This window comes from Pseudomonas abieticivorans (assembly GCF_023509015.1).
GTDB classification, from domain to species: domain Bacteria; phylum Pseudomonadota; class Gammaproteobacteria; order Pseudomonadales; family Pseudomonadaceae; genus Aquipseudomonas; species Aquipseudomonas abieticivorans.
This window is the reverse complement of record NZ_CP094975.1, coordinates 5,185,097-5,207,663: the sequence shown is the minus strand read 5'-3', so window position 1 is coordinate 5,207,663 and position 22,567 is coordinate 5,185,097. Positions and strand designations below refer to the sequence as shown.

Here is a 22,567-nt window from a genome sequence, read left to right as displayed (position 1 = left end):
GGTTCTCGGGTAAAGGTGAAAATCACCCGGCGTGCGCGCACGCGCAGCCGGCAGCCTTCAACGTTGTTTGTAGACACCCAGGTAACGCGTCGCCTCGGCATCGTCGCCAGCGAAACCCTTGACATCGGCGGCGCTGACCACGGTGTCGGTCATTTGCGAAATCATCAGGATCGGCCCTACTTGCTGGTCGTAGAGTGCCTGTGCCTGGTGATACAGGCTGAGCCGCCGAGCCCCGTCGCGTTCCACCCCGGCCTGGTCGATCAGGCTGTTGAGCTGCGGGTTGAAAAACGAGGCACGCCAGCCCTGAAAGTTCGGCAAGCCCGCGTCATCGCTGTTGTTGGGGTTGTAGGCAAAGGTGCGCAAACTGAAATAGGGGTGCGGGTAGCGCTCTGCGCCCCGGGCAACGATGATCTCGAAATTGCGCGCGCGCATGGCGCCGTACACCTGGTTGCCGGTGCCCGTGACGATCGTAGCCTTGATCCCGCCTTCGGCCAACGTGGCTTGCAGGCGCGCGGCGATGTCAATGAACGGCGGCTCGGACAGCGTGCGGATGGTGGTGCTGAACCCCTGCGGGTAGCCCGCTTCGGCGAGCAGTTTTTTCGCCTTGGGCACGTCCATGTGGTAACCCGGGTCAGGCAGGCGCGCTGCCAGGCCCAGTTGCATGGGTTGCTGGTTGAGCCTGCCGTAGTAGGGCATCACTTGTTCATCCAGGCCCTTGTAGTCGATCAGGTTGCGCACCGCTTCGCGCACCTGGGGTTTGGCGAATTGCGCTTGCTTCATGCTCAGGGCCACGTAGTACATCGTGCCGCGCGGCAATGACTGCACGTGCACGTTCTGCTCGCCGTCCAGGGCCCGGATGTCCGGTGCCGCCATGCCGTAGGCAAGGTCCAGGTCGCCGCGCTCGAGCATCAGGCGCAGGGATTGGGACTCGGTCATGTTGCGCACCACCACGCGCTTGAGTTGCGCCGCACCGCCCCAGTAGCCATCGAAACGGCTGAGCAGCAGCACGTCGTTGGCGCTCCATTTGCTCAGCACGAACGGCCCGCTGCCGGCTTCGTTGGTCACCAACCAGCTTGCGCCCAAGTCGCCGTTCTTCTCGTGGGCCAACACCGTTTCGCGGTCCACCACCACGGCGCTTGGCGAGGTGGCCAACGAGTCGATCAACAGCAGCGGGTCCGTCGTGTGCGGCAAGTCGATGACCAAGGTCTGGGCATCACTGGCGCGGATCAACGAGCGAATATTATCGACACTGTAGCCGTAGGCTTTCCAGGTGGTCGCCAGGCCGTAGTTGAGCTTCATCACCCGGTACAGCGACCAGGCCACGTCTTCGGCGGTCAGGGGGTTGCCGGAATGAAACGTCACCCCCGGGCGCAGATGAAACGTCACCTGCTTGCCGTCCTCGCTGACGTCCCAGCGCTCGGCCAATTGCGGCAGGTGTTTTTCCGGGTTGCCTTGGTCACGTTTGACCAGGGTGTCATAAAGGTTGGCATTGACGCCGGAGGCATCCAGGCCCGGCGCATTGGCCGGGTCGATGGAGAACAGGTTGACCATGCTCATGCCTACGATCAGTTGGTCTGCCGGGGTTTTGGCAGTGGCCACGGTAATCGGCCCCAATGCCAAGAGGGCGGCCAGCAAGCCCAGGTGCAGTTTCGACAGTGCAGTGTTCATTCAAGAATCCTTCTTTTTATAGTTTTACCGGTACCGCCGCCCCGTTACGGCTTAACGGGTGCGCGGGTCGAACACCTTGTACAGGGCATCGCTGATCAGGTTGAGCGCAACGAAAATCAAGCCGATGACCAGCACGCAGCCCATCACCGCGTTCATGTCGCCCAGCATCAGGCTGCTGGTCAGGTACTGGCCGAACCCGGGCCAGGCAAACACGGTTTCGATCAGCACGGCACCTTCGAGCAACGAGCCATAGGCCAGCGCCACCACCGTGAGCAGTTGCACGAGGATATTGCGAAAGGCATGCCCCCAGACCACCTGGCGGCGCGACAGGCCCTTGACCCGAGCGGTGATGATGTATTCCTGGGACAACTGCTCAAGCATGAAGCTGCGGGTCATGCGGCTGATGTAGGCCACCGAATTGAGGCCCAGAATCAGCGCCGGCAAGACGATGTGGCGCAGCGCACTGGCAAGTGCTTCCCAGTCTCGCGCCAGGCTGGTGTCGATCAGCAACAGGCCGGTCACTTCGGGCACCATGCCGTCATAGGCCAGGTCGATACGCCCGGCACCGCCGGCCCAGCCCAGCCAGGCGTAGAACACCAGCAGGCCCATCATGCCCAGCCAGAAAATCGGCGTGGAGTAACCAAACAGCGTGATCACCCGGGCAACATGATCACCCAGTCGCCCTTGGTTGCTGGCCGCGCACACGCCCAGCGGCAGGCCGATCAGCACACCAAACAGGATGGCCAAGGTGGCCAGTTCGATCGTTGCCGGAAACACCCGCCGGATGTCATCGAGCACTGGGTGGCCGGTCAACAGGGCGTTGCCGAAATTGCCGTGCAGCAGGTCATTGAGGTACAGGCCGAACTGGGTCCAGATCGGCTTGTCCAGCCCCATCGCCTGGTAAACCTGGTTGTAGGTGGAACTGTCGGCATCCGGCCCAACCACCGCCAGTACCGGGTCCAGCGGCATGACCCGGCCAATGACGAACGTCAGTGCCAGCAGGCCAAGCAACGTCACCAGCACCGTGCTGGCGCGCCGGGCAGTCGTGGAAGCGCGAGCGCCCATGGCAGAGGCAGTCATGACAAACATAGTGAGCTCCTGATAAATCGATCACCGGTGCACCAGGCACGCGAATTTCATCCGTGCGTCTCAGCGTTTCTTGTAGACGTCTTTGTAGCGCGTGGTCGCGGCGCTATGGCCTTGATAGTCAGCCACGTCGGCGTAGACCAACACGGTATCGGTCATCTGCGACACCGGCAAAATGGCCGCCACTTGCTCATCGAGTTGCGTCTGGATTTCTCGATACTCGGCCAGTTGCCGTTGGGCGTCGGGCTCAACTTCAGCCCGCTCGATCAGTTGGTTCAGCGCGGGGCTGTAGAAGGAGGTGCGCCAGCCCTGGAAGTTGGTCAGCTTGGCCTGGTCGCGGTTATCCGGGTTGTACACCAGGGTGCGCAGGCTGGAATGCGGGTGCCGCTCTGCCCCGCCGCCACCGCGGCCCACGATGATGTCGAAGTTGCGATCACGCATGGCGCCATAGATCTGGTTACCGGTACCGGTGATGATGCTGGCCTCGATCCCCGCCTGGGCCAGCGTGGACTGCAGGTTGGAGGCGATGTTGATAAAGGGCGGTTCGGCCAGCACCCGCACGGTGGTCTTGAAGCCATTGGGGTAGCCGGCTTCGGCCAGCAACGCCTTGGCCTGCTCGACGTTCAACCGGTAACCGGGGTCGGGCAGGCGTGCCGCCAGCCCCAGTGGCACTGGCCGCTGATTGGGCACGCCGTAATAAGGCATGACGGTCTGATTGATGCCTTGGTAATCGATCAGCGAACGCACGGCCTTGCGCACCCGCAGGTCGGCAAACATCGGTTGTTTCACGCTCAACGCGACGTAATAAATCGTGCCGCGCTGCAAGCTCTGGGTGCGCACCTTGTCATTTTTCTGCAAGGCGGCGATGTCCGGCGCCGACATGCCCTTGGCGATGTCCAGGTCCCCGCGTTCGATCATCAACCGCAACGACTGCGATTCAGTCATGTTGCGCATGACAATGCGTTTGAGCTTGGCCGGCCCGCCCCAATAACCGTCGAAGCGGCTCATCAGAATCACGTCATTGGCACGCCAGTCATTGAGCACGAAGGCACCACTGCCAGCGGCGTGGGTCACCAGCCAGGCGGCGCCAAGGTCGTTGTTTTTCTGATGTTCGAGGACTTTCTTGCGGTCCAGGATAAACGCACTGGGCGACGTCGCCAGGGTGTTGAGCACCAGCAGTGGGTCGGTTGGCCGTGGCAGCTCGATGACAACGGTGTTGTCATCCAGGGCCCGCAGGTAGCGCTCGGCGTTTTCGGCCGTGAAACCATAGGCTTTCCAGGTCGAAGCCAGTGCCAGGTTTAGCGTGAGTACCCGTTGCAGTGACCAGGCCACGTCTTGGGCGCTCAAAGGGTTGCCCGACTGGAACCGCACGCCCGGGCGCAGGTTAAAGGTCAAGGTCTTGCGGTCATCACTGACCTGCCACCGCTCGGCCAGGGCCGGCAACAAGCGGTCTGGCTGGGCGGCGTCCTGCACCAGCAACATGTCATAGAGATTGGCATTGACCTCGGACACATCCAGCCCGGTAGCTGCCGCCGGGTCCAGGGACAACAGGTTGACCATGCTCATGCCGATAATCAATTGGTCGGCCGGCGTTTTGGCATGGGCCAGCGGCACAGCGCCAGCCATCAGGGCGGCTGCCAGTACCCGCGCCCACAGCGAAGCAAGAATGTTCATAACCAGAGTGCCTTTTTTATATTTATAGGGCGCTCGGGCTAACCGGCCTGTACCGGGTAGCCCGTGTACACGTCAGAAACTGTTTAGGGTGTGGGTCTCGATGTAGTCGAAATCAATGTCTTCGCCCAAGCCCGGCAAGTCGCTGAGGTGCACCAAACCTTCGTTGTCCATAGGGTCGACCAGGCGTTTGAGGTACGCCGGCACCTCGTCGTAATCCAGGTAGGGGTGCAGCAACCCGCGCTCATACCAGGTGCAGTTCTTGATTGCCCCGACCACCGCCAGGTTTGCCGCGCCATTGCCATGGATCTCGCAGTCCATGCCAAAGGATTCGGCCAGGTGCGCCACCTTCAGGCACGGACCGATCCCCCCGACCCCGGCCACGCCCGCCCGCAGGATGTCGCACACATCGTGCTTGACCCAACTGGCGCGGCTCAAATGCTTGCCCGACAAGGTTTCCGGCCCCAGCACAGGTATATCCAACTGCCCCGCCAGCCAGCCGTAGGACTCGGCAGACTCCTCCATCATCGGCTCCTCGAACCAGGCAAAGTCGAGCTTCTCCAATTCCCGCCCGATGTACAGGGCATCGGTGCGGCTGTACCAGTGGTAACCGTCCAGCATCAAGGCGATGCCTGGCCCTACCGCCTCGCGCACCGCGGCACATGCCTTGACGTCAATGCGCGGGCTTGGCGCGAAAGACACCGGCGGCATCCACGTGTGCAACTTGATGGCCTTGTAGCCACGCTTGACCAATGTTTCGGCAAAGCGCCCATAGTCTTCCGGTGTCGCCAGGCCGCCAGGCAATTCATCGCCGCACATGGTGGACCCGTAAGCCGGCACCTTGTCGCGAAACCCGCCTATCAACTTGTGCACCGGCACGCCGAGTTTGCGCCCTGCCCAGTCCCACAAGGCTTGATCTACCAAGGCCAGCGCGCGGTCGGTCAACTGGCTGGCGCTACCGCGCTGCCAGTGAGCCAGGTCGTGCCAGATTTTTTCGCGATCAAACGCGTTCTGCCCCACCAGCACTTTGCGCACGAAGCCATCCAGTACATAGGGACGGACCAGTTCCGGAGCACCGAAGGCATAACCTTCGTCACCGCCTTCGGTGCGGATGCGCAGCAGAGCCATCTGGGCCTGGGTGACGTCGCCGGGGTGTGCATGGCCCGCGCTGTCGACTGCGCGGCGGGTGGGGTAGGAAAAAACCTGGACATTGACTGCGGTGATTCTCATGGGCGTGTTCAGCCTTTTTATTGGATTTTTGACAGGAGCATCGTCTGTTGCCGCTGATCATATGTCATCGTACAACGATTGAAAACCCCCTCTAAAACCTGTCACATCCTGCCCTTGAAGCACAAAACACCGTAAATCCGCCTACCATCCCAATAACCATCACTCAAAACACCTCATCTAAAACACCCTATTTATCGGGACAGAAACAAAATATCAGCTTAAAAACGTTGAGAGATGCTAGACGAGTCATCTTGTCGTACGATAACGTATATCAAAATCACAAATGAGATTTGAACGCAACACCACACAGCCCGCCGCGCCCTTCAAACGACCCTAACAAAAACAAAAAAGAAGACCGTATGAACACCACCCTACGCACCCTCGTCGCTGCCGCGACCCTCGTCTTGCCTTTCCACGCGCACGCTGACACGGCCAGCCTCGACTATCGCCACCAATACACCGATGAAGACCGTGCCCACGCCGACCGGATCAAGCTCAATTACCGAATGGACAGTGGCCTGGGCTTTGAAGCGGAAATGAAATACCGCACCGCCGGCGATCGCCAGGACATTGCCTACGACAACATGGTCAACAACGGCCATGAGTTCTCGGTGAACTACAACTACCTGCTCAGCCCTCGATCGACGTTGACGCCCGCCTTCCAGATGGACAGCTCAAGCGACGCCACCACCTACAAGTTCGGCCTCAAGTACAAATACAAAATCAACGATGCGTTCTACATGGCCACGCGCTATCGCCTGGACACCAAGAAGCTGGACCGCGACAAGATTGATGAAGACATGGCCGACCACGCCAAGGACGACCAGCACATCAACCGCTTCGAAGGGTGGCTCGGCTACACGCCGGCCAGTCGGTGGGCATACGAATATCAGTTCATCTACTTCAAGACCGATTACATCCGCTACGACAACAAGAAAAGCGATTACGAACAGAACCTGTCCATCAAATACAAGCTCACCCAGCAATGGGTTCCGTTCATGGAAATCGGTGACATCAAAGTCAACACCACCTCTGACGACCGCCAGGCCCGCTGGCGGCTGGGTGTGCAGTACAACTTCAAGTAATGCCTGCCTGGCGCTTGCCTCACCTACCCGGGCAAGCGCTCCCTCAAATGCCACGCGAACACCGCCCCAAGGAAGACCCGACCATGACCCAACACCCCGCCACGCCCAAACCTTTCAACCGGATCCTGCTGACCGGCGCCGCCGGCGGCCTGGGCCGGGTACTCAGAGAAGCCCTGCCAACGCACGCACACATAGTGCGGGCCTCGGACATCAGCCCCATGACGCCCAGCCGTGGCAAACACGATGAAGTGGCCTACTGCGACCTGGCCGACAAAGCCGGTGTTGCCGCCTTGGTCAAAGACGTCGATGCGATCGTGCACCTGGGCGGGGTTTCCGTGGAGCGGCCGTTCGAACAGATTCTGGAAGCCAATATCCGCGGCACGTTTCATGTTTACGAGGCGGCCCGACAACACGGGGTCAAGCGCATCGTGTTCGCCAGCTCCAACCACGTCACCGGGTTTTACCCCCAGGGCGTCGAAGTGGATGCACATTCCCCGCGCCGGCCGGATGGTTATTACGGCCTGTCCAAGGCTTACGGCGAAGACATGGCAACGTTTTACTTCCACCGATATGGCATCCAAACCGTCAGCGTACGGATCGGCTCGTCATTCCCGCAGCCCCGCAACCGGCGCATGCTCTCGACCTGGCTGAGCTACCCGGACCTGGAACATTTGGTGGCCCGCGCCCTGCTGGCCGATCAGGTCGAACACACCGTGGTCTACGGTGTTTCCAACAACCGCGACCCGTGGTGGAACAACCGCCACGCCGCCCACCTGGGGTTTGCCCCGCAAGACAACTCGCAGGTCTTTCGCGCACAGGTAGAACAACAAACCAAACCTGCCGAGCAACAGCCCGGCAGTGGATTTCAAGGGGGGCCATTCACTGTGGCGGGGCCGTTCGGCGATGATTGAGTGTTTCGCCGGGGCGTGTGCTTGAGGCAGGGCTCAGCCGTTCAACGCCTCGGCATCGGCAGCCTCATAGGCGCACCGCATCCGCTCGCGGCTGTTGGACAGGTGCAGGCGCATCGCGGCCCGGGCCGCGTCGGCATCGCGCCGGGCGATGGCGCGGTAGATGTCTTCATGCTCGCGGCTCAGGCGCTCCAGGTAAGGCTCTGAATTGTTATTGACCACCCGCGTGGAGTGCCTGCGCGCGCGCGGGAGGATGCTGACCCCCAGGTGCAGCATGATGTCGGTGAAGTAACGATTACCGGTGGCCAGCGCGATCTGCTGGTGGAACTGGAAATCCGCAGACACCGCATACTCCACGCTGATAACCCTGGAGTTCAGGGCGTCCAGCGAGTCGCGCATCAGTTGCAATTGCTGCTCGGTACGTCGTGAACAGGCCAGGCCTGCGGCCTCGACCTCAAGGCTGATGCGCAATTCCAGCACCGCCAATACGTCCTGCAACGTGACAATGCTGCCCGGCTCGATCAAAAAACCGCTGGGGCTCGGCACATCCAATACGAACGTACCCACGCCATGCCGGGTTTCCACCAAGCCTGCCGCCTGCAGGCGTGACATGGCTTCACGCACCACGGTGCGGCTGACACCGTGCTCCTGCATCACCTCAGACTCGGTGGGCAACTTGGTGGCGCGCCCCATCTCACCACTGCAAATGCGCCGGGAAAGTTCGGTGACCAGGTCCTCCGCCAGGCTGCGATGCCGGCGGCGAACACTGGATTGGGCGTCTGGGTTGTCCTTCAAGAACAGGTTTCTCGATCTTCGAATGAGCGCCCATCATAGCTCATTTGGTTGTACGACAACGCATCAGGCCGGGCGTACCTTGGCAAACGCCGTCCTAGACGCTTTGGCCGCCGCTTCGCTATCATCGATGGTTTTACCTTTTGCAACAATTTGACAACGGAGCGACGCATGTCCATCCAGCAAACACCCGGGGTTGTGCTGCCCGCGCGCGCCGCTGCCAAAATGGAAGCGGCCATGGCCGTGGGCAGTTTCGCCATCGGCACGGGCGAGTTCGCCATCATGGGCCTGATGCCCGACATCGCCAACAACCTGCACCTGAGCGAGCCGCAGGTGGGCCATGCCATCAGCGCCTACGCCTTGGGCGTGGTGGTGGGTGCGCCGCTGCTGGCCATCCTGGGCGCCAAGCTGCTGCGCAAACACATGCTGATGTGGCTGATGGCACTGTATGCCTTGGGCAACCTGGCCACCGCATTTACGCCCACCTTTGGCAGCCTGGTGATGTTCCGCTTCATCAGCGGCCTGCCGCACGGGGCCTACTTTGGCATTGCAGCGGTGGTGGCCTCCAGCATGGTGCCGGCCAACAAGCGCGCCGGCGCGGTGGCGCGGGTGATGATGGGGCTGACCCTGGCCATGTTGCTGGGCAACCCGATCGCGACGTTTCTGGGGCAGTTTTTTGGCTGGCGCTCGGCCTTTGCGCTGGTGGGGGCTATTGCCCTGTGCACCATCGCCTTGGTCTGGCGTTACGTGCCGGACCGCCATGACGAGCCGCGCAGCGATCCGCGCAAGGAACTGAGCGCCTTCACCAAGCCGCAAATCTGGATGGCCCTGGCCATCGGCGCCATCGGTTTTGCCGGGATGTTCTGCGTGTTCAGCTACCTGGCCCCGACCATGCTGGAGGTGACCCACGTGACACCAGAGTGGATTCCATTTGGCCTGGCGGCCTTCGGGGTGGGCGGCATCATCGGTAACATCGCCGGCGGCAAACTGTTCGACCGCCTGCAATTTCGCGCGGTGGGTTTGCTGTTGGTGTGGTCGATGATGGTGCTGTTGCTGTTTCCCTTTCTGGCAGGTTCGCTGGGGGGCGTCATGCTGGGGATCGGCCTGGTCGGTACGATGGTGGCCTTGGCGGCGCCCTTGCAGATCCGCCTGATGGACATCGCCCATGAAGCACCGAGCTTGGCGGCGGCGTCCAACCACGCGGCGTTCAACATGGCCAACGCACTGGGGCCATGGTTTGGCGGCATGGCGATTACCGCAGGGTTGGGCTGGACCAGCACCGGCTACATCGGCGCGGCGACGGCATTGGTGGGGCTGGGGATTTACCTGCTGGCGCGGCGGATGAAGGGTGGGGATTGAGAGCCACTTGGCCTGACGGGCCATGTGTGGGAGCGAGCATGCTCGCTCCCACGTTTGCTGCAGCGTGCCATGGCCTGTCAGATCAATAGGCCAGCCTTGGGGGTTGGGCTTTAGGTCGCCGTAATGTTCCCCCTCACTTTTTGATCAAGACCGTTTTCGGGTTAGTAAACAGCAACCGCCCCTCATGCCCATGCTCGGTACCCAGCCCTGACTGCTTGTGACCACCAAACGGAACGTCGATGCCCTGGGTGTGAATCTCGTTCACCCACACCATGCCGGTTTCCAACCGATTGGCCACGGCCACCGCTGCTTGTGTATCACGCCCCCACACCGAACCACCGAGGCCGAACGGGCTGACGTTGGCGCGTTCGATCACGTCTTCGATGTCGTCGTACACCAGGATCGGAACGATCGGCCCGAACTGCTCTTGCTGCACGATCATGGCGCTTTCCGGCGGGTTGTCGACCACGGTCACGGGGATGAAGTAACCGGACCTGTTGTCGTCCACTTCACCGCCCAACGCTACCGTGTAGCCATTGCGCTTGATGTCGTCGAGGAAGGTCTTGACCTTGTCGAACTGCATCTTGTTTTGCACCGGGCCCACCATGACTTCGTGGTCCAGGCCGTTGCCCATTTTCTGCTGCTTGGCATAGTCGACAAAGGCGGCGGCGAACGCTGGGTGGAACGAGCGGTGCACATACAGGCGCTTGATACCCACGCACCACTGCCCGGAGTTACCGATCGCCCCCCAGAACAATTGCGCGATGATCGCCTGCCAATCGGCGTCCGGCATGACGATAGCCGCGTCGTTGCCACCCATTTCCAGGGTCAAGCGCTTGACCGTGGCGGCCGCCGAGCGAATCACGTGTTTGCCGGTTTCGGTCGAGCCGGTAAAACTGATCTTGGCGATGTCGGGGTGCGCGGTCATTTGCGGGCCCAGTTCGTTGCCACCCGAGACGATGGACAACACGCCTGGTGGCAGCACACTTTGGGCGATCTGACCGAAGCGCAGGGTGGACAGCGGCGTGAACGGCGAAGGCTTGATCACCATGGTGTTGCCGGCAATCAGGGCGGGCGCGACTTTCCAAAGGGCCAGCAGCACCGGGAAGTTCCACGGGGTGATGGCACCGATCACACCCAGCGGGGTGTGGTGCAGCTCGACCCTATGGCTGTCGTTGTCTTCGACGATCTCGACCGGGATGCGCCGTGCGGCAATCTGGCGGATCCACGAAATGGACATGTCCACCTCAGGTTCCGCCATGGTCTTGAGTGGCTTGCCCTGCTCCAGGGTCAGCAACTGGGCCAGTTCGTCGCGGTGCTGCTGCAAGGCGTCGGCGTAGGCATTGAGGTAGATTTCACGGCGGTCATAACCCAGCGCCGCCCAGCTTTTGAAAGCCTTTTTGGCGGCCGCCACCGCGCTGTCCAGTTGCTCGGCGCTGGCCGCGGGGGCATGGGCGAACACTTGGCCGGTAGCGGGGTTGATCACCGGAAAAGTATCGCTGGTTTGCACCAGTTTGCCGTCGATGCTGAGGTAGTAAGGGCCGTCGAAAATCGGCGAGGTCACGGTTTTTTCAAGCACAGTAGCCATGGTGTCTAACTTCCTGGGTAAGCTGATTTTTGAGCGCAGCCATCCGCCGAACAGACTTTTGAGGCGTCTGTTCGAGGATGACGTTATGACGGAACTCGGGGCGTTAGCGCCGGTGAATCAGGACAGGGCCTTGATCAGCGCCTTGGCGGCCGCTTCGGAGCTGGCCGGGTTTTGCCCGGTGATCAGCAAACCGTCTTCGATGACGAAGGGCAGCCAATCGGCACCTTTCTCGTACAGGCCACCCAAGGCCTGAAACTCGTCTTCGATCAGGAAAGGCACCACGTCCGTCAGGCCAACACCCGCCTCCTCCGAATTGGTGAAGCCGCTGACGCGTCGGCCCTTGACCAACGGTTGGCCATTGGCTGCCTTGACGTGACGCAGCACGCCGGGTGCATGGCAGACGAATGCGATCGGCTTGCCGGCGCGCTCGAACGATTCGATCAGCGCGATCGAGGTGCTCGATTCGGCCAGGTCCCACAGCGGGCCATGGCCACCGGGGTAGAACACCGCGTCGAAATCGCTGGACGCCAGGGTGTCAAGTTTCACGGTGTTGGCCAGGGCCTGCTGGGCGGCCGGGTCGGCCTTGAAGCGCTGGGTCAGTTCGGTCTGGAAGTCCGGCTCGTCGCTTTTCGGGTCCAGGGGCGGCTGGCCACCGGCCGGTGACGCCAGCACGATCTCAGCGCCGGCATCCTTGAAGGTGTAGTAAGGGGCCGCGAACTCTTCAAGCCAGAAACCGGTTTTCTTGCCGGTGTTGCCCAGTTGGTCGTGGGAGGTCAAAACCATTAATACTTTCATCGTTGCTTCCTCGATAGTGATTAAGTTCAAACAGGGTTGAGCATCAAACGGGTCATCGACAGCGCTTCATCGAAGGGCTGGGCGGTACGGGTAATCTTGGCCATTACGCTGGCGCCCAGCCACAGTGCATACAGTTGCGAGGCCAGCGCCTGGGGCGGTGGTTCAGGCTTGAGTGAGCCTTGCTGCTGGCCCCGCTCAATGGCATCGGCCAGGCAGTGAATGATTCGTGCCGTACCGCGGTTCAGTGCCAGGCGCATGGGTTCGGAGAGGTCGGCCACTTCCGCACCCAGCTTCACCGCCAGGCACTTGCCGGCATCGCTGCAGGCGGTTTGGTTGTCGATCCAGTGTTGCCAGTAAACGAACAACTTGTGACGCTCAGGCATGGCGCTTTGGAAGACCTGCTGCATGTGCGCCAGGTACGTTTCGAAGTAATCCTCCAGCAGCGCTTCACCGAAGGCGTCTTTGGAGCTGAAGTAGTGGTAGAACGAGCCTTTGGGCACCTGTGCCGCTGCCAGCACTTCGTTCAAACCCACCGCCGAAAAGCCTTTCTTGCCGACGATCTGCTGGGCGATGTCGAGAATGTGCTGCCGGGTGTCTCTGTTTTGAAAAGTGTTCATCGCGCATCGCCGCTTCAGTAGACCAGTCGTCTAGGCCGTTGAGATGAATGGTAGGGGCGGCGGCAAACCCTCACAATGTCGTATCCGCAAGGATTTCGGACATGACGGACACGTGCATTGCCAACCAACGCCCATGCGCCGACAATCAACCGATTGCACACCCCCGCGCAGAGGCCCCATGCACAGCGTTGCCCTGGTCGTTTACCCCAACTTTCAATCACTGAGCTTGTCCATTGGCTCGGTGTTCGAGTGCGCCAACCTGTTGCGGGGTGAACCGGGCCTACGACTTTCACCTGATCTCGGAAACCGGCGGCGCGGTGATGTCATCCCAGGGCTTCTCGGTGAACACCGCGCCGATACGGCCCGAGGGCTATGACTCGCTGATCGTCAGCGGCTACCTGGAATTTCGCTTGCCCGACGCCAGCCTGCTGGACGTGGTAAAGCGGGCGTCGGCGCAGTCGCGGCGGGTGGTATCGCTGTGCATGGGCATCTTCGTGCTGGCCGAAGCCGGCCTGCTGGCGGACAAACGCGCGACCACCCACTGGCTGCATGCACCGGCGTTCAAAAAGCGCTACCCAGACATACAACTGGATGAAGACAAGCTGTTCGTGATCGACGGCCAGATTTGGACGGGCGCGGGCATGAGCGCCGGGGTCGACCTTGCCTTGGCCATGGTCGAGAAAGACCTGGGCAGCGACCTGGCCCGCCAGGTGGCGCGCAAGTTAGTGATCTCGCAACGCCGGGGCAGCGAGCAATCGCAACTGTCGGCGCTGCTGGAGCTGGACCCCAAATCCGATCGCGTGCAGTTAGCCTTGGCCTACGCCCGGGAAAACCTGCGCGACGACTTGTCGGTCGAGGCGCTGGCCGCCGTCGCCCGCCTCAGCCCACGGCAATTTAGCCGGGTGTTTCGCGAGGAAACCGGGCAGACGCCGGCCAAGGCCATCGAATCGCTGCGGGTTGAAGCGGCCCGGGCGATGATGGAAACCAGCCGGCACCCGGTGGAAGTGGTGGCCAGGGAGACAGGTTTTGGTGATCGAGAGCGCATGCGCCAAGCGTTTTTGCGGGCGTTCGGGCAGCCGCCGCAGGCGTTGCAGAAGGTGTTTTTTGACGGTGTGGCAGGCTTGTCATGAGCGGCGCGGACACCACTGCAACCCCACCCGCCCTCACGGCAAGGGAGGTGTGCCAAGTACTCAGGGAGGCCATTTTTGGCCGCCGTACCCTGACAAACGCCTGCCACCGGTCGCGGGATGAAACCGATGCCGGTGTGTGCATCGTCGAAATCGATGGCTGGCGCCTTTCGATTGACAACGAGGGCGACGCGCTGGGCCACTGCGAACAGTGCACGGCTGCGGACGGCCGCACTTGGGCCTTCAACAGCGGTGATCGGTATGGCACAGACCCTATCGCCATGCTTTCCCAGTGGGAGCACACGACCCTTGAGCGGCTGCTCAAACAGCGATGAATTTGCCAGCCGCCCTCACCCCGCAGGCCTGCCGTCGGATTAACCGATCGGGCTGATCTTGATGCGATCAATCAACCAACGCCCCGCAGGCCCAGGCAAGGTGTCGGTCGCGTGAACCGCAGAAATATCGATCTTCACCCCTTCTCTGGGGATGCTTTGGACATCCAGTACCACCAGCGAGCCCGTCGCCAGGTCCTGCTCAACCATGTGCAACGGCATGCTGCCCCAGCCCACCCCGTCTTTTAGAAAAGCGTACTTGGTCGACAAATCGGCCAGCCGCCAGGTGAGGGGCGACAGCACGCCATAGTCTTGCCCTGCCAGCATTTCCGAGCGATCGGTCAGTACCAGTTGGATGTGATTGGCGAGCTCACGCTTGGAAATTCTGCCTACCCGGCGCGACAGCGGATGATCGTTGGCCGCGACCATGACCAGCGAAAACTCACCGAGGCGCTCGCTGGACAATGTGGGGAAGGTGATGGGCAACGAGGCAAGCAGGCCCAGGCTGCAACGCCCATCCAACAGCGGTTGATAGCCGGCGCCCAGGCCCTCGACGAAGATTTTCAGACGGGTCAGCGGGAAGCGTTCGGCGAACTCCTTTACTACAGCGGTAATCGCCGAAGTGGGGAAAAACACGTCCACCACCACTGACAATTCGGGTTCAAGCCCCGAGGCCAGTAGCTTGGCACGCGCCTTCAGGGTATCGACGCCAGCAATGATGTTACGCGCATCCGTGAGCAACAAAGCACCCTGAGGGGTCAGTTTGGGGAAGCGCGCGGAGCGGTCGAACAGCACCACGCCGATTTGATCCTCCAGGCCACCGACCCAACCACTGACCGCTGACTGCACTCGATTGAGCTTTCTAGCGGCGGCAGAAAAACTGCCTTCATCCACCGCCGTGACAAAGGTTCGCAGCTGATCCAGTGATACGCCGTCGAGCATCTCGCCCCGCTCCATCCCGATTATAGATACATACCATCTCAATATACCGTCTTTTCAGATGCAGCGTAGTGGATCATCGTGTTCGTGAGGTTTGACCTTTACCCTTCCCTACATCGCTAACGAGGCACTCGACATGACTTATTCCATCATCGGTTCTGGCAAAGTGGGTACCGCCCTCGCCCGTCAATTCGCCCGGAACGCCATCCCCGTCGGGATTGCCAATACCCGTGGCGCGCTTAGCCTCGCTGCGCTCACCGACGAATTGGGTGGGTACCTCATTGCGCAAACCCTTGAGCAGGCCCTGAGCGCAGACGTGGTGATCCTGGCCATACCGTTCAGCGCTCATCGAGCCATTGGCCGCATGTTTCCCGACTGGCACAACAGGACCATCATTGATGCGATGAACACCTATGGCGTTGCGCTTGAGGAGCTTGAAGGTCAAGCGTCAACCGACGTCGTGGCCCGCGCATTTGCCGGCGGTCACGTGGTGAAAACCTTCAACCAACTGCCCGCAGCCTTGTTAGCCAAAGACCCGGCACAGGATGGCGGGCGGCGCGTGATGTTCGTGTGGGGGCGAGATCAGCAGGCCAACACCCGCGTTACCGAGCTCGTCGAACGGCTAGGCTTTGCACCGATCTCCCTGGGGACGATTGATGACGGTGGCACGTTGCTCGGTTTGGGCGGCCCGCTGATCCTTCAGAACATTATTAAATATCAATAACCGGGCCTGGCCTGGCCCGATGGAAGGGCCGCACGCGCGGCCCCGTTTTCAGTCTTGTTGCCTGCGCAGCAGCACCCTCGTCACCCGGCGCTCTTGAACCCCGGCAACGGTGATGCTCCACGCTTGCCACTTGAGCGTGTCGCCAATCACCGGCAAGCGATCCAGCAAGCTCATGACCAGGCCCGCCAATGTCTGGTAGTCATCGGTGGCTTTGGCTTCAAAGCCCAGCTGTTCACGCACCAGGCTCAGGTTCAGCGCACCGCTGACCAGAAAACCGCCTTGCTCGGCAACGATGTTGGGGCCTTCGATTTCGCTGGCATCGGGCAGCTCGCCGGCGATGGACTCAAGGATGTCGGTCATGGTGAGCATGCCGATGAAGTCACCGAATTCGTTCACCACGAAGGCGATGTGGGTCGACTCCTTGCGCATCTGCTCCAAGGCGTTGAGGATCGTGAAGCTGTCCAGCAAGTTGATGGCCTGGCGGCCCATGGTTTCCAGGTTGGGCGGGGTGCCGGCCAGCAGTTCCTTGAGCAGCTCCTTTTTGTGAACGAAGCCCAGCGGTTCATCAATGCGCCCGTCACGGATCAACGGCAGCCTTGAATAAGGCGAATGCATGAGCGTGGTGCGGATGGTCTCTGCAGAGTCGGCCAGGTCAATGTGGTCGATTGCAACCCGTGGCGTCATCACGCCGCGTATCGGGCGCTCCGCGAGTTGAAGCACGCCACTGATCATCACGCGCTCACGTCGGTCAAACACCTGCTTTGCAGGGTCGTCAGCCAGCATGTCGGCGATGTCCTCGCCCACTTCATCGGCGCCCAACGTGTGGCCACCCAACAGGCGCAACACGGCGTGGGCCGTTCGCGCACGCATCGGGCGCTGGCCTTGCAAGGTTTTCTTGCGGCGCTTGCGCGCCAGCTGGTTGAACAGCTCGATCAAAATCGAGAAGCCAATGGCGGCGTACAGATAGCCTTTGGGAATGTGAAAGCCCAGGCCCTCGGCCGTGAGGCTGAAGCCGATCATCATCAAAAAGCCCAGGCACAGCATGATGACCGTTGGGTGACGGTTGACGAAGGTGGTCAGTGGCTTGCTGGCGATGATCATCAAGCCGATGGAGATCACCACCGCAATCATCATCACGGCCAGGTGTTCCACCATGCCGACCGCCGTGATCACGGCATCCAGGGAAAACACCGCATCCAGCACCACGATCTGCGCGACGATCGGCCAGAACAGCGCGTAGGCCGCATTGCCGGTGCGTTCTGCCACGTGGCCTTCCAGCCGCTCATGCAACTCCATGGTGGCCTTGAACAACAGGAACACGCCACCGAACAACATGATCAGGTCGCGGCCCGAGAAGGTCTTGTCGAACACCTCGATCAAGGGTTCGGTCAGGGTGACCATCCAGGAGATGCTGGCCAGCAGGCCCAGGCGCATCAGCAATGCCAAGGACAGGCCGATGACCCGTGCACGGTCACGCTGCGCGGGCGGTAGCTTGTCGGCCAGAATGGCAATGAACACCAGGTTGTCGATGCCCAGCACCAACTCCAGCACGATCAACGTCAACAAGCCAAGCCAGGCCGTGGGGTCGGCGATCCATTCCATCAGTGGGCCTCCCGCTGCATCAAGGCGAATAAGCGAGCAACGGGCTCGGGTGCAACGAAGCGACTGGGAGGCTCCAACAGGGTGTTCATAAAGGCCTGAAATGAATTGGGGATAAAATCCTACAATGTTTCAAGACCTTTCACACAAGACGAACTATTACAGGATTTGACCGGCCCGTTCGCGCATGGGCGGGCGTGCCACTACAGCGCGTTGAACAGGTAGCTGACGATCAATCGGTTTTCGTCCATGTCACGCCCCTCATCACTGCGGTAGGTTGCGTTGCGCCAGCGCACGGACAAGCCCTTCAGGCCCGCCTGGAACGCATAGGCCACATCCAGGTCACGCTCCCACTCCTGGTCGGCGCCGGGTTTTTTCAGGCCATCGCCCTTGATGTAGGCCGTGAAAAACGTCAGGCCTGGCAGCCCCATGGGCGCGAAATCATAACCGTAGCGCACCTGCCAACTGCGCTCCCCGGCGCTGCCGAAGTCGTGGTACTGCACGTAATTGGGCAGGTAAGGGTTGTTGATGTAGGGGAAGCCCGTGGTGCCCTGCATGACTTGGTAGGCGGCCATCAGGCTGTGCCCGGTGTCGAAGGTGTAGCTCAACGCCGCCGCATACGCGCGGTTGTCGACCTCCCCCGCCTTGGCCGCGCCCACCTCGTTGCTGGCGAACGCGCGTAGATCAGTCAGCAGCCCGCCGCGCCCCACGCGCGTGGTGTAGGCAAGGCCCAGGAACTGCTGGCGGTACACGTCGGTGAGTTCACCGTAGTAGTAACTGCCCACCCAATGCCGGTCAAACGTGTAGCTGCCACCGCCATAGCGAAAGTGATCGCCGATGCCCGTGGCCGGGTAGCGACCGTCCTTTACGGCCAGGTTGATGTCTTGCCGGTTGGTCGAGTCTGGAGTGATGGTTTGGTCGAACTGTGCCAGGTTGACGTTCAAGTGCTGCACATCAGTGGAACTCACTTGCCAACCCTGGAACGTCTGCGGCAACAGCCGGCTATTGTTGTATTGCAATACCGGCACCTTGGGCAGGGCCATGCCATAGCGCACCGTGGTGTTAGACACCTTGAACTTGAGCCCCCCGCCCGCCTTCGCGTATTGGCCCACTGCCTCACCGGAGGCGCGCCGGGGCAGCAAGCCACTGGCGCTGCGGTCGGGGCTTGAGTCCAGCTGAAACCCGGCGAACGCCAGCGCATCCAGCCCAAACCCGACGCTGCCGCGGGTAAAGCCCGACTCGTAATTCATCAAGAAGCCTTGCGCCCACTCTTCGCGCTTGGAGACACCGGCGCCGTCGCGAAAATCACCGTTGTAGTAGAAGTTGCGCGCTTCAAGCCGCACGCGGCTGTCGTCGATAAAACCCTCGGCCCAGCAAGTGTTCAGGCTGAACAGGCTGGTGCCGAGGAGGATGCGATACAGGGTTGGATTCATTTTTATTATGGCCCAGGCGCAGCGCGTCGCTGTTCGGTAAAAAACCGAACAGGACACTGATCATTGTTTTAGGTGAGGGGTGTTACAGGTCAGGCGTGACGGCCCAGCTCCTGGGCCAATTGCTCGCGGTCCAGCTCTTTTTCCCAGGCAGACACCACCAGCGCGGCCACGCCGTTGCCCACCAGGTTAGTCATGGCAAGCCCCGTGCCCATGAAGCGGTGGATACCCAGGATCAGTACCATCCCGGCCACCGGCACCAGCGGCACCACCATCAGGGTGCTGGTGAGCATCACGAAGGCTGCACCCGACACGCCGCTGGCGCCTTTGGATGTCAGCATCGCCACCAGGATCAGGGTCAATTGCTGGGACAACGACAGGTCGATGTTCAAGGCCTGGGCAATAAACAACACGGCCATGGTCAGGTAGATGTTGGTGCCGTCCAGGTTGAACGAATAACCCGTCGGTATCACCAGCCCCACCACCGGCTTGGAGCAGCCCAGGCGCTCCATTTTCTCCATGATTTGCGGCAGTACCACTTCCGATGAGCTGGTGCCCAGCACCACCAACAGCTCTTCCTTGATGTAACCGATGAACCGCAGGATGTTGAAGCCACACACCTTCGCCACCGCCCCCAGTACCACGATCACGAACAGCGCGCACAGCACATAGAAGCACGCCACCAGCTTGAGCAGTGGCAACAGCGAGCCGACGCCGTAGGTGCCCACGGTGAACGCGATGGCGCCGAACGCCCCGATCGCCGAGAGCTTGGCAATGATGTGCACAATGCGAAAAAACACCCCGGACAGGCCCTCGATCATGTCGTACACCGGCCGGCCCTTTTCGCCCATCGACGACAGCGCGCAACCGAACAGCACCGACACCAGCAGGATGCACAGCACGTTGCCTTCGGCGAAGGCCTGCACAAAGGTCGAGGGGATGATGCCCATCAGAAAATCGACCATGTGCAGGTGTTGGGCCTTTTCCGCAAAGCCGGTCACAGCCGAGGCATCCAACGTGTTGACGTCGACATTGAAGCCGCCACCCGGGTTCATCAGGTGGCCGCCGATCAGGCCGATCACCAGCGATACCGAGGAGATGACTTCGAAATAAAGCAGCGCCTTGCCGCCCACCCTGCCGACTTTTTTCAAGTCCTGCATGCCGGCGATACCCGTGACCACGGTGCAGAACACCACTGGCCCGATGATCATTTTGATCAGCCGGATAAACGCATCACCCAGCGGCTTGAGGTCGGCGGCAAAGGTGGGCCAGAAGTGGCCCACGGCGACACCGGCCAGAATCCCCAGCAGTACCTGAAAATACATGGCGCGGTAGAACGGCTGCCGGGCCTTCACACCCGGCACGGGGGGCGATTTTAATTGAGCGGAAACGGGGCTGGGGTTCATGGCTTTGGACTCGGTGGCAATCTTATTGTTGGAGGTGATGCGAGCTCGGCGTTGGTCATGCCCCGTAGAGTTTGAGGGGGTTGTCGACCAACAGCTTCTGGCGCAGCGCAGGGTCTGCGCAAAACGCGGCCATCAGGTCGACCAATGCGCCGTCGTTGGGCATGTCCTTGCTGATGTTCGGGTGGGGCCAGTCGGTCCCCCACAGCACGCGCTCGGGCGCAGCCTCGATCAGCCGCTCGGCAAAGGGGATGGCGTCTTCAAACGGCCTGCGCCCGGCAGAAACCCGTTCCGCGCCGCATACCTTGACCCACGCCAGCGGGTTTTGCATCAGTTCCAGCAAGGCCTGGAAGGCCGGTTGCTGCAAGCCGTCCTGCGCCTTGATGCGGCCCATGTGATCGATGATGAAGGGCACCGGAATGCGCTGCAAGCGCTCGGCGTAGGTGAAAATATCCTGGGCGTCCAAGTGCAGCACCACATGCCAGCCCAGGTCTGCCAGGCGGTCGACGGTCTGGTCGAACACGTCCAGGTCTGGCGCGCCGCCCAAGTGCGCAACGAAGTTGAAACGCACGGCGCGCACCCCACCGGCGTGCAGCGCTGCAAGCTGGGCATCGGACTCGCTGCCATCGACAATGGCCACGCCACGGTAGCGCCCTTCACTGCGGGCGATGGCGTCGAGCATGGCGCTGTTGTCACTGCCATGGCAGCTGGCCTGCACGATCACGCCCCGGCTAAAGCCCAGGTAATCGTGCAGCGCGCGCAACTGTTCATAAGGCGCGTCGGGTGGCGTATAGCTGCGATCGGCGGCATAAGGGAACTGCGCCGCAGGGCCGAACACATGGCAATGGGCATCCCAGGCACCCTGCGGCAGCGTCAGTTGCGGCCGCACGGGGTGGGCGTCAGGGGCTAGGCAGCTGTTCATCGTGAGTCCTTTGGTAGTGTTGTCACAAGCGATACGCAATGGTCGCGTGATCGGTTTGTGGCAACAACCGGACGGCGTTTCTAGCTGCTATGCGTGTTTTGCATAGCTAAGCACCCGGCATGCAGATTTCACGCACCATGGCCAAGGCCTGATCCGCCAGGCGCGACAGCGGGCGTTGCTGCGCCGTGGCGATAAACAGATGCGTCTGTATCAACGGCTCGACGATCTGCGCCACCTTGAATCCCTCCAGCGAATCGTCGCACCGAGCCAGCGCCGACTGGAACAACACCCCATAGCCCATGCCCAGGTGAATCAGTTCCAGCAGCGCCGGGATGCTGTCGATCTCAAGGCTAACGTTCAGGGCCAGCGAGTGGCGAACCGCCTCGGCCTCGATCAGCCGGCGGATGGAGTGCGGCTCGCTGGGGGTGATCAGCGGGTAGTTGGGCAGGTCACGCATCGGCACCTGCCCGGGCAGGTTGGAGTCGGCGCTGCCGATCAGCATCAACGGCTCGGCATGCAGGTGCTCATAGTGAAGCTGCGCGCTTTGGCTGGGGTTGAATAACAGGGCGAAGTCCAGCCGCCCCAGCAGGAGCCATTCGCGCATCGAATGGCTCAGCCCCTCCTTGATGCCCAGCGTGCACAGGGGGAACCGTTCGCGGAACGCCGATACCAACGCCACCGTGTGGCGACGGGAAATACTCGGTGGCAGGCCGATCACCACTTTGCCCGAAAGGCTGCCACGCTGCTCGCGCAACTCCTCGCGCGCCACTTGCACCTGGCGCAGGATGCCTTGGCCATGGTTGAAAAACCGCCGCCCGGCGTCGGTGAGCAGCACACTGCGGCCGTTGCGCAACAGCAGGTGCTCGCACAGCTCCACTTCAAGCTGGCGAACCTGGCGGCTGACGGCCGACTGCGACATATTCAATACGGCGGCAGCGCGCGTGAAGCTGCCGAACTCCGCCACCCGAACGAAACACTCCAACTGCTTGAGATCCATGCCCGGCGCCTGGCTAGAAAATGACGTTAACGCGTTTGCGAGCGCGCCGCCTGGAGGGACGGCTTGCCGGCCATCAGCCTTCGACGATCACGATGTAATCCATGCCTGCAAGCTGGCCGCCTTCCTGCGGCAATTGCACGGCAATGCCCATGAACTCGCCGTCGACGTATTCCTTGGAACGCGTGATGGCCTCCACGGCGGCCTTGGACCACAGGTGCAGTTCCACCACCTTTTCGCCGTCACGGCGGTGCTCTGCGATCTCGGCCAGGATGCGTTGTTTCATGGGATACCTTTG

At 61.3% G+C, this 22,567-nt stretch carries 20 protein-coding genes and 1 pseudogene; 6 read left to right on the top strand and 15 right to left on the bottom strand.

Features of this window, described 5'->3' with window-relative positions:
* Positions 1-57 precede the first annotated feature (57 nt).
* From L9B60_RS23745 to L9B60_RS23730, 4 genes are all read right to left on the bottom strand, one after another.
* The gene (locus L9B60_RS23745) at positions 58-1,668 is read right to left on the bottom strand and encodes an ABC transporter substrate-binding protein (protein WP_249673407.1); all 1,611 of its coding nucleotides are present in this window, start codon (positions 1,666-1,668) and stop codon (positions 58-60) included.
* A gap of 51 nt (positions 1,669-1,719) precedes the next feature.
* Positions 1,720-2,733 carry an ABC transporter permease gene (locus L9B60_RS23740; RefSeq protein ID WP_438866152.1) on the bottom strand — a complete coding sequence of 338 codons (1,014 nt, stop codon included), beginning with the start codon at positions 2,731-2,733 and terminating at the stop codon, positions 1,720-1,722.
* An 84-nt stretch (positions 2,734-2,817) separates the two neighbouring features.
* Complete coding sequence (locus L9B60_RS23735) at positions 2,818-4,428, bottom strand: ABC transporter substrate-binding protein (protein WP_249673405.1); 1,611 nt, start codon at positions 4,426-4,428, stop codon at positions 2,818-2,820.
* A gap of 72 nt (positions 4,429-4,500) precedes the next feature.
* Positions 4,501-5,655, bottom strand: a complete 1,155-nt coding sequence (locus L9B60_RS23730; RefSeq protein ID WP_249673404.1) for a mandelate racemase family protein — start codon at positions 5,653-5,655, stop codon at positions 4,501-4,503.
* 359 nt (positions 5,656-6,014) lie between these two features.
* Between L9B60_RS23730 and L9B60_RS23725 the strand changes: the two genes are divergently transcribed.
* Both L9B60_RS23725 and L9B60_RS23720 read left to right on the top strand, forming a co-directional pair.
* Positions 6,015-6,740, top strand: coding sequence for an oligogalacturonate-specific porin KdgM family protein (locus L9B60_RS23725; RefSeq protein ID WP_249673403.1), 726 nt, complete (start codon positions 6,015-6,017; stop codon positions 6,738-6,740).
* 83 nt (positions 6,741-6,823) lie between these two features.
* The gene (locus tag L9B60_RS23720; protein WP_249673402.1) at positions 6,824-7,651 is read left to right on the top strand and encodes an NAD-dependent epimerase/dehydratase family protein; all 828 of its coding nucleotides are present in this window, start codon (positions 6,824-6,826) and stop codon (positions 7,649-7,651) included.
* A 33-nt stretch (positions 7,652-7,684) separates the two neighbouring features.
* On the opposite strand, the gene L9B60_RS23715 is transcribed toward L9B60_RS23720, so the two are convergent.
* A complete protein-coding gene (locus L9B60_RS23715) occupies positions 7,685-8,443 on the bottom strand; it encodes a FadR/GntR family transcriptional regulator (protein ID WP_249673401.1) in 759 nt (252 codons plus the stop codon).
* A gap of 168 nt (positions 8,444-8,611) precedes the next feature.
* Between L9B60_RS23715 and L9B60_RS23710 the strand changes: the two genes are divergently transcribed.
* Positions 8,612-9,799, top strand: a complete 1,188-nt coding sequence (locus L9B60_RS23710; protein ID WP_249673400.1) for an MFS transporter — start codon at positions 8,612-8,614, stop codon at positions 9,797-9,799.
* A 133-nt stretch (positions 9,800-9,932) separates the two neighbouring features.
* On the opposite strand, the gene L9B60_RS23705 is transcribed toward L9B60_RS23710, so the two are convergent.
* From L9B60_RS23705 to L9B60_RS23695, 3 genes are all read right to left on the bottom strand, one after another.
* A complete protein-coding gene (locus L9B60_RS23705) occupies positions 9,933-11,387 on the bottom strand; it encodes an aldehyde dehydrogenase family protein (protein ID WP_249673399.1) in 1,455 nt (484 codons plus the stop codon).
* A 117-nt stretch (positions 11,388-11,504) separates the two neighbouring features.
* On the bottom strand, positions 11,505-12,182 hold the full coding sequence (locus L9B60_RS23700) for a type 1 glutamine amidotransferase domain-containing protein (RefSeq protein ID WP_249673398.1): 678 nt from the start codon (positions 12,180-12,182) through the stop codon (positions 11,505-11,507).
* Positions 12,183-12,208: 26 nt separating this feature from the next.
* Positions 12,209-12,799 (bottom strand): TetR/AcrR family transcriptional regulator, encoded by a 591-nt coding sequence (locus L9B60_RS23695; protein ID WP_249673397.1) that lies wholly within the window; start codon positions 12,797-12,799, stop codon positions 12,209-12,211.
* Positions 12,800-12,977: 178 nt separating this feature from the next.
* Here L9B60_RS23695 and L9B60_RS23690 point away from each other — a divergent pair.
* Positions 12,978-13,929 (top strand): annotated as a pseudogene (locus tag L9B60_RS23690) (GlxA family transcriptional regulator).
* Positions 13,926-14,261 carry a DUF7693 family protein gene (locus L9B60_RS23685; protein ID WP_249673396.1) on the top strand — a complete coding sequence of 112 codons (336 nt, stop codon included), beginning with the start codon at positions 13,926-13,928 and terminating at the stop codon, positions 14,259-14,261. The pseudogene L9B60_RS23690 and the gene L9B60_RS23685 overlap by 4 nt, the downstream one beginning before the upstream one ends.
* A gap of 39 nt (positions 14,262-14,300) precedes the next feature.
* On the opposite strand, the gene L9B60_RS23680 is transcribed toward L9B60_RS23685, so the two are convergent.
* On the bottom strand, positions 14,301-15,200 hold the full coding sequence (locus L9B60_RS23680; protein ID WP_249673395.1) for a LysR family transcriptional regulator: 900 nt from the start codon (positions 15,198-15,200) through the stop codon (positions 14,301-14,303).
* A 133-nt stretch (positions 15,201-15,333) separates the two neighbouring features.
* On the opposite strand from L9B60_RS23680, the gene L9B60_RS23675 reads away from it, so the two are divergent.
* Positions 15,334-15,921: an NADPH-dependent F420 reductase gene (locus L9B60_RS23675; RefSeq protein WP_249673394.1), complete on the top strand. Its 588-nt coding sequence runs from the start codon at positions 15,334-15,336 to the stop codon at positions 15,919-15,921.
* Between the two features lie 48 nt (positions 15,922-15,969).
* Here the strand turns inward: L9B60_RS23675 and L9B60_RS23670 are convergent, their stop codons facing one another.
* From L9B60_RS23670 to L9B60_RS23645, 6 genes are all read right to left on the bottom strand, one after another.
* A complete protein-coding gene (locus tag L9B60_RS23670; protein ID WP_249673393.1) occupies positions 15,970-17,523 on the bottom strand; it encodes a TerC family protein in 1,554 nt (517 codons plus the stop codon).
* 200 nt (positions 17,524-17,723) lie between these two features.
* Entirely contained in the window at positions 17,724-18,953 is a 1,230-nt protein-coding gene (locus tag L9B60_RS23665) for an OprD family porin (protein ID WP_249673392.1), read from the bottom strand.
* A gap of 89 nt (positions 18,954-19,042) precedes the next feature.
* The gene (locus L9B60_RS23660) at positions 19,043-20,356 is read right to left on the bottom strand and encodes a dicarboxylate/amino acid:cation symporter (protein WP_283780531.1); all 1,314 of its coding nucleotides are present in this window, start codon (positions 20,354-20,356) and stop codon (positions 19,043-19,045) included.
* Between the two features lie 55 nt (positions 20,357-20,411).
* Complete coding sequence (locus L9B60_RS23655) at positions 20,412-21,275, bottom strand: amidohydrolase family protein (RefSeq protein ID WP_249673391.1); 864 nt, start codon at positions 21,273-21,275, stop codon at positions 20,412-20,414.
* 106 nt (positions 21,276-21,381) lie between these two features.
* Complete coding sequence (locus L9B60_RS23650) at positions 21,382-22,272, bottom strand: LysR family transcriptional regulator (protein ID WP_249673390.1); 891 nt, start codon at positions 22,270-22,272, stop codon at positions 21,382-21,384.
* A 73-nt stretch (positions 22,273-22,345) separates the two neighbouring features.
* On the bottom strand, positions 22,346-22,555 hold the full coding sequence (locus tag L9B60_RS23645; RefSeq protein WP_249673389.1) for a hypothetical protein: 210 nt from the start codon (positions 22,553-22,555) through the stop codon (positions 22,346-22,348).
* Positions 22,556-22,567 lie beyond the last annotated feature (12 nt).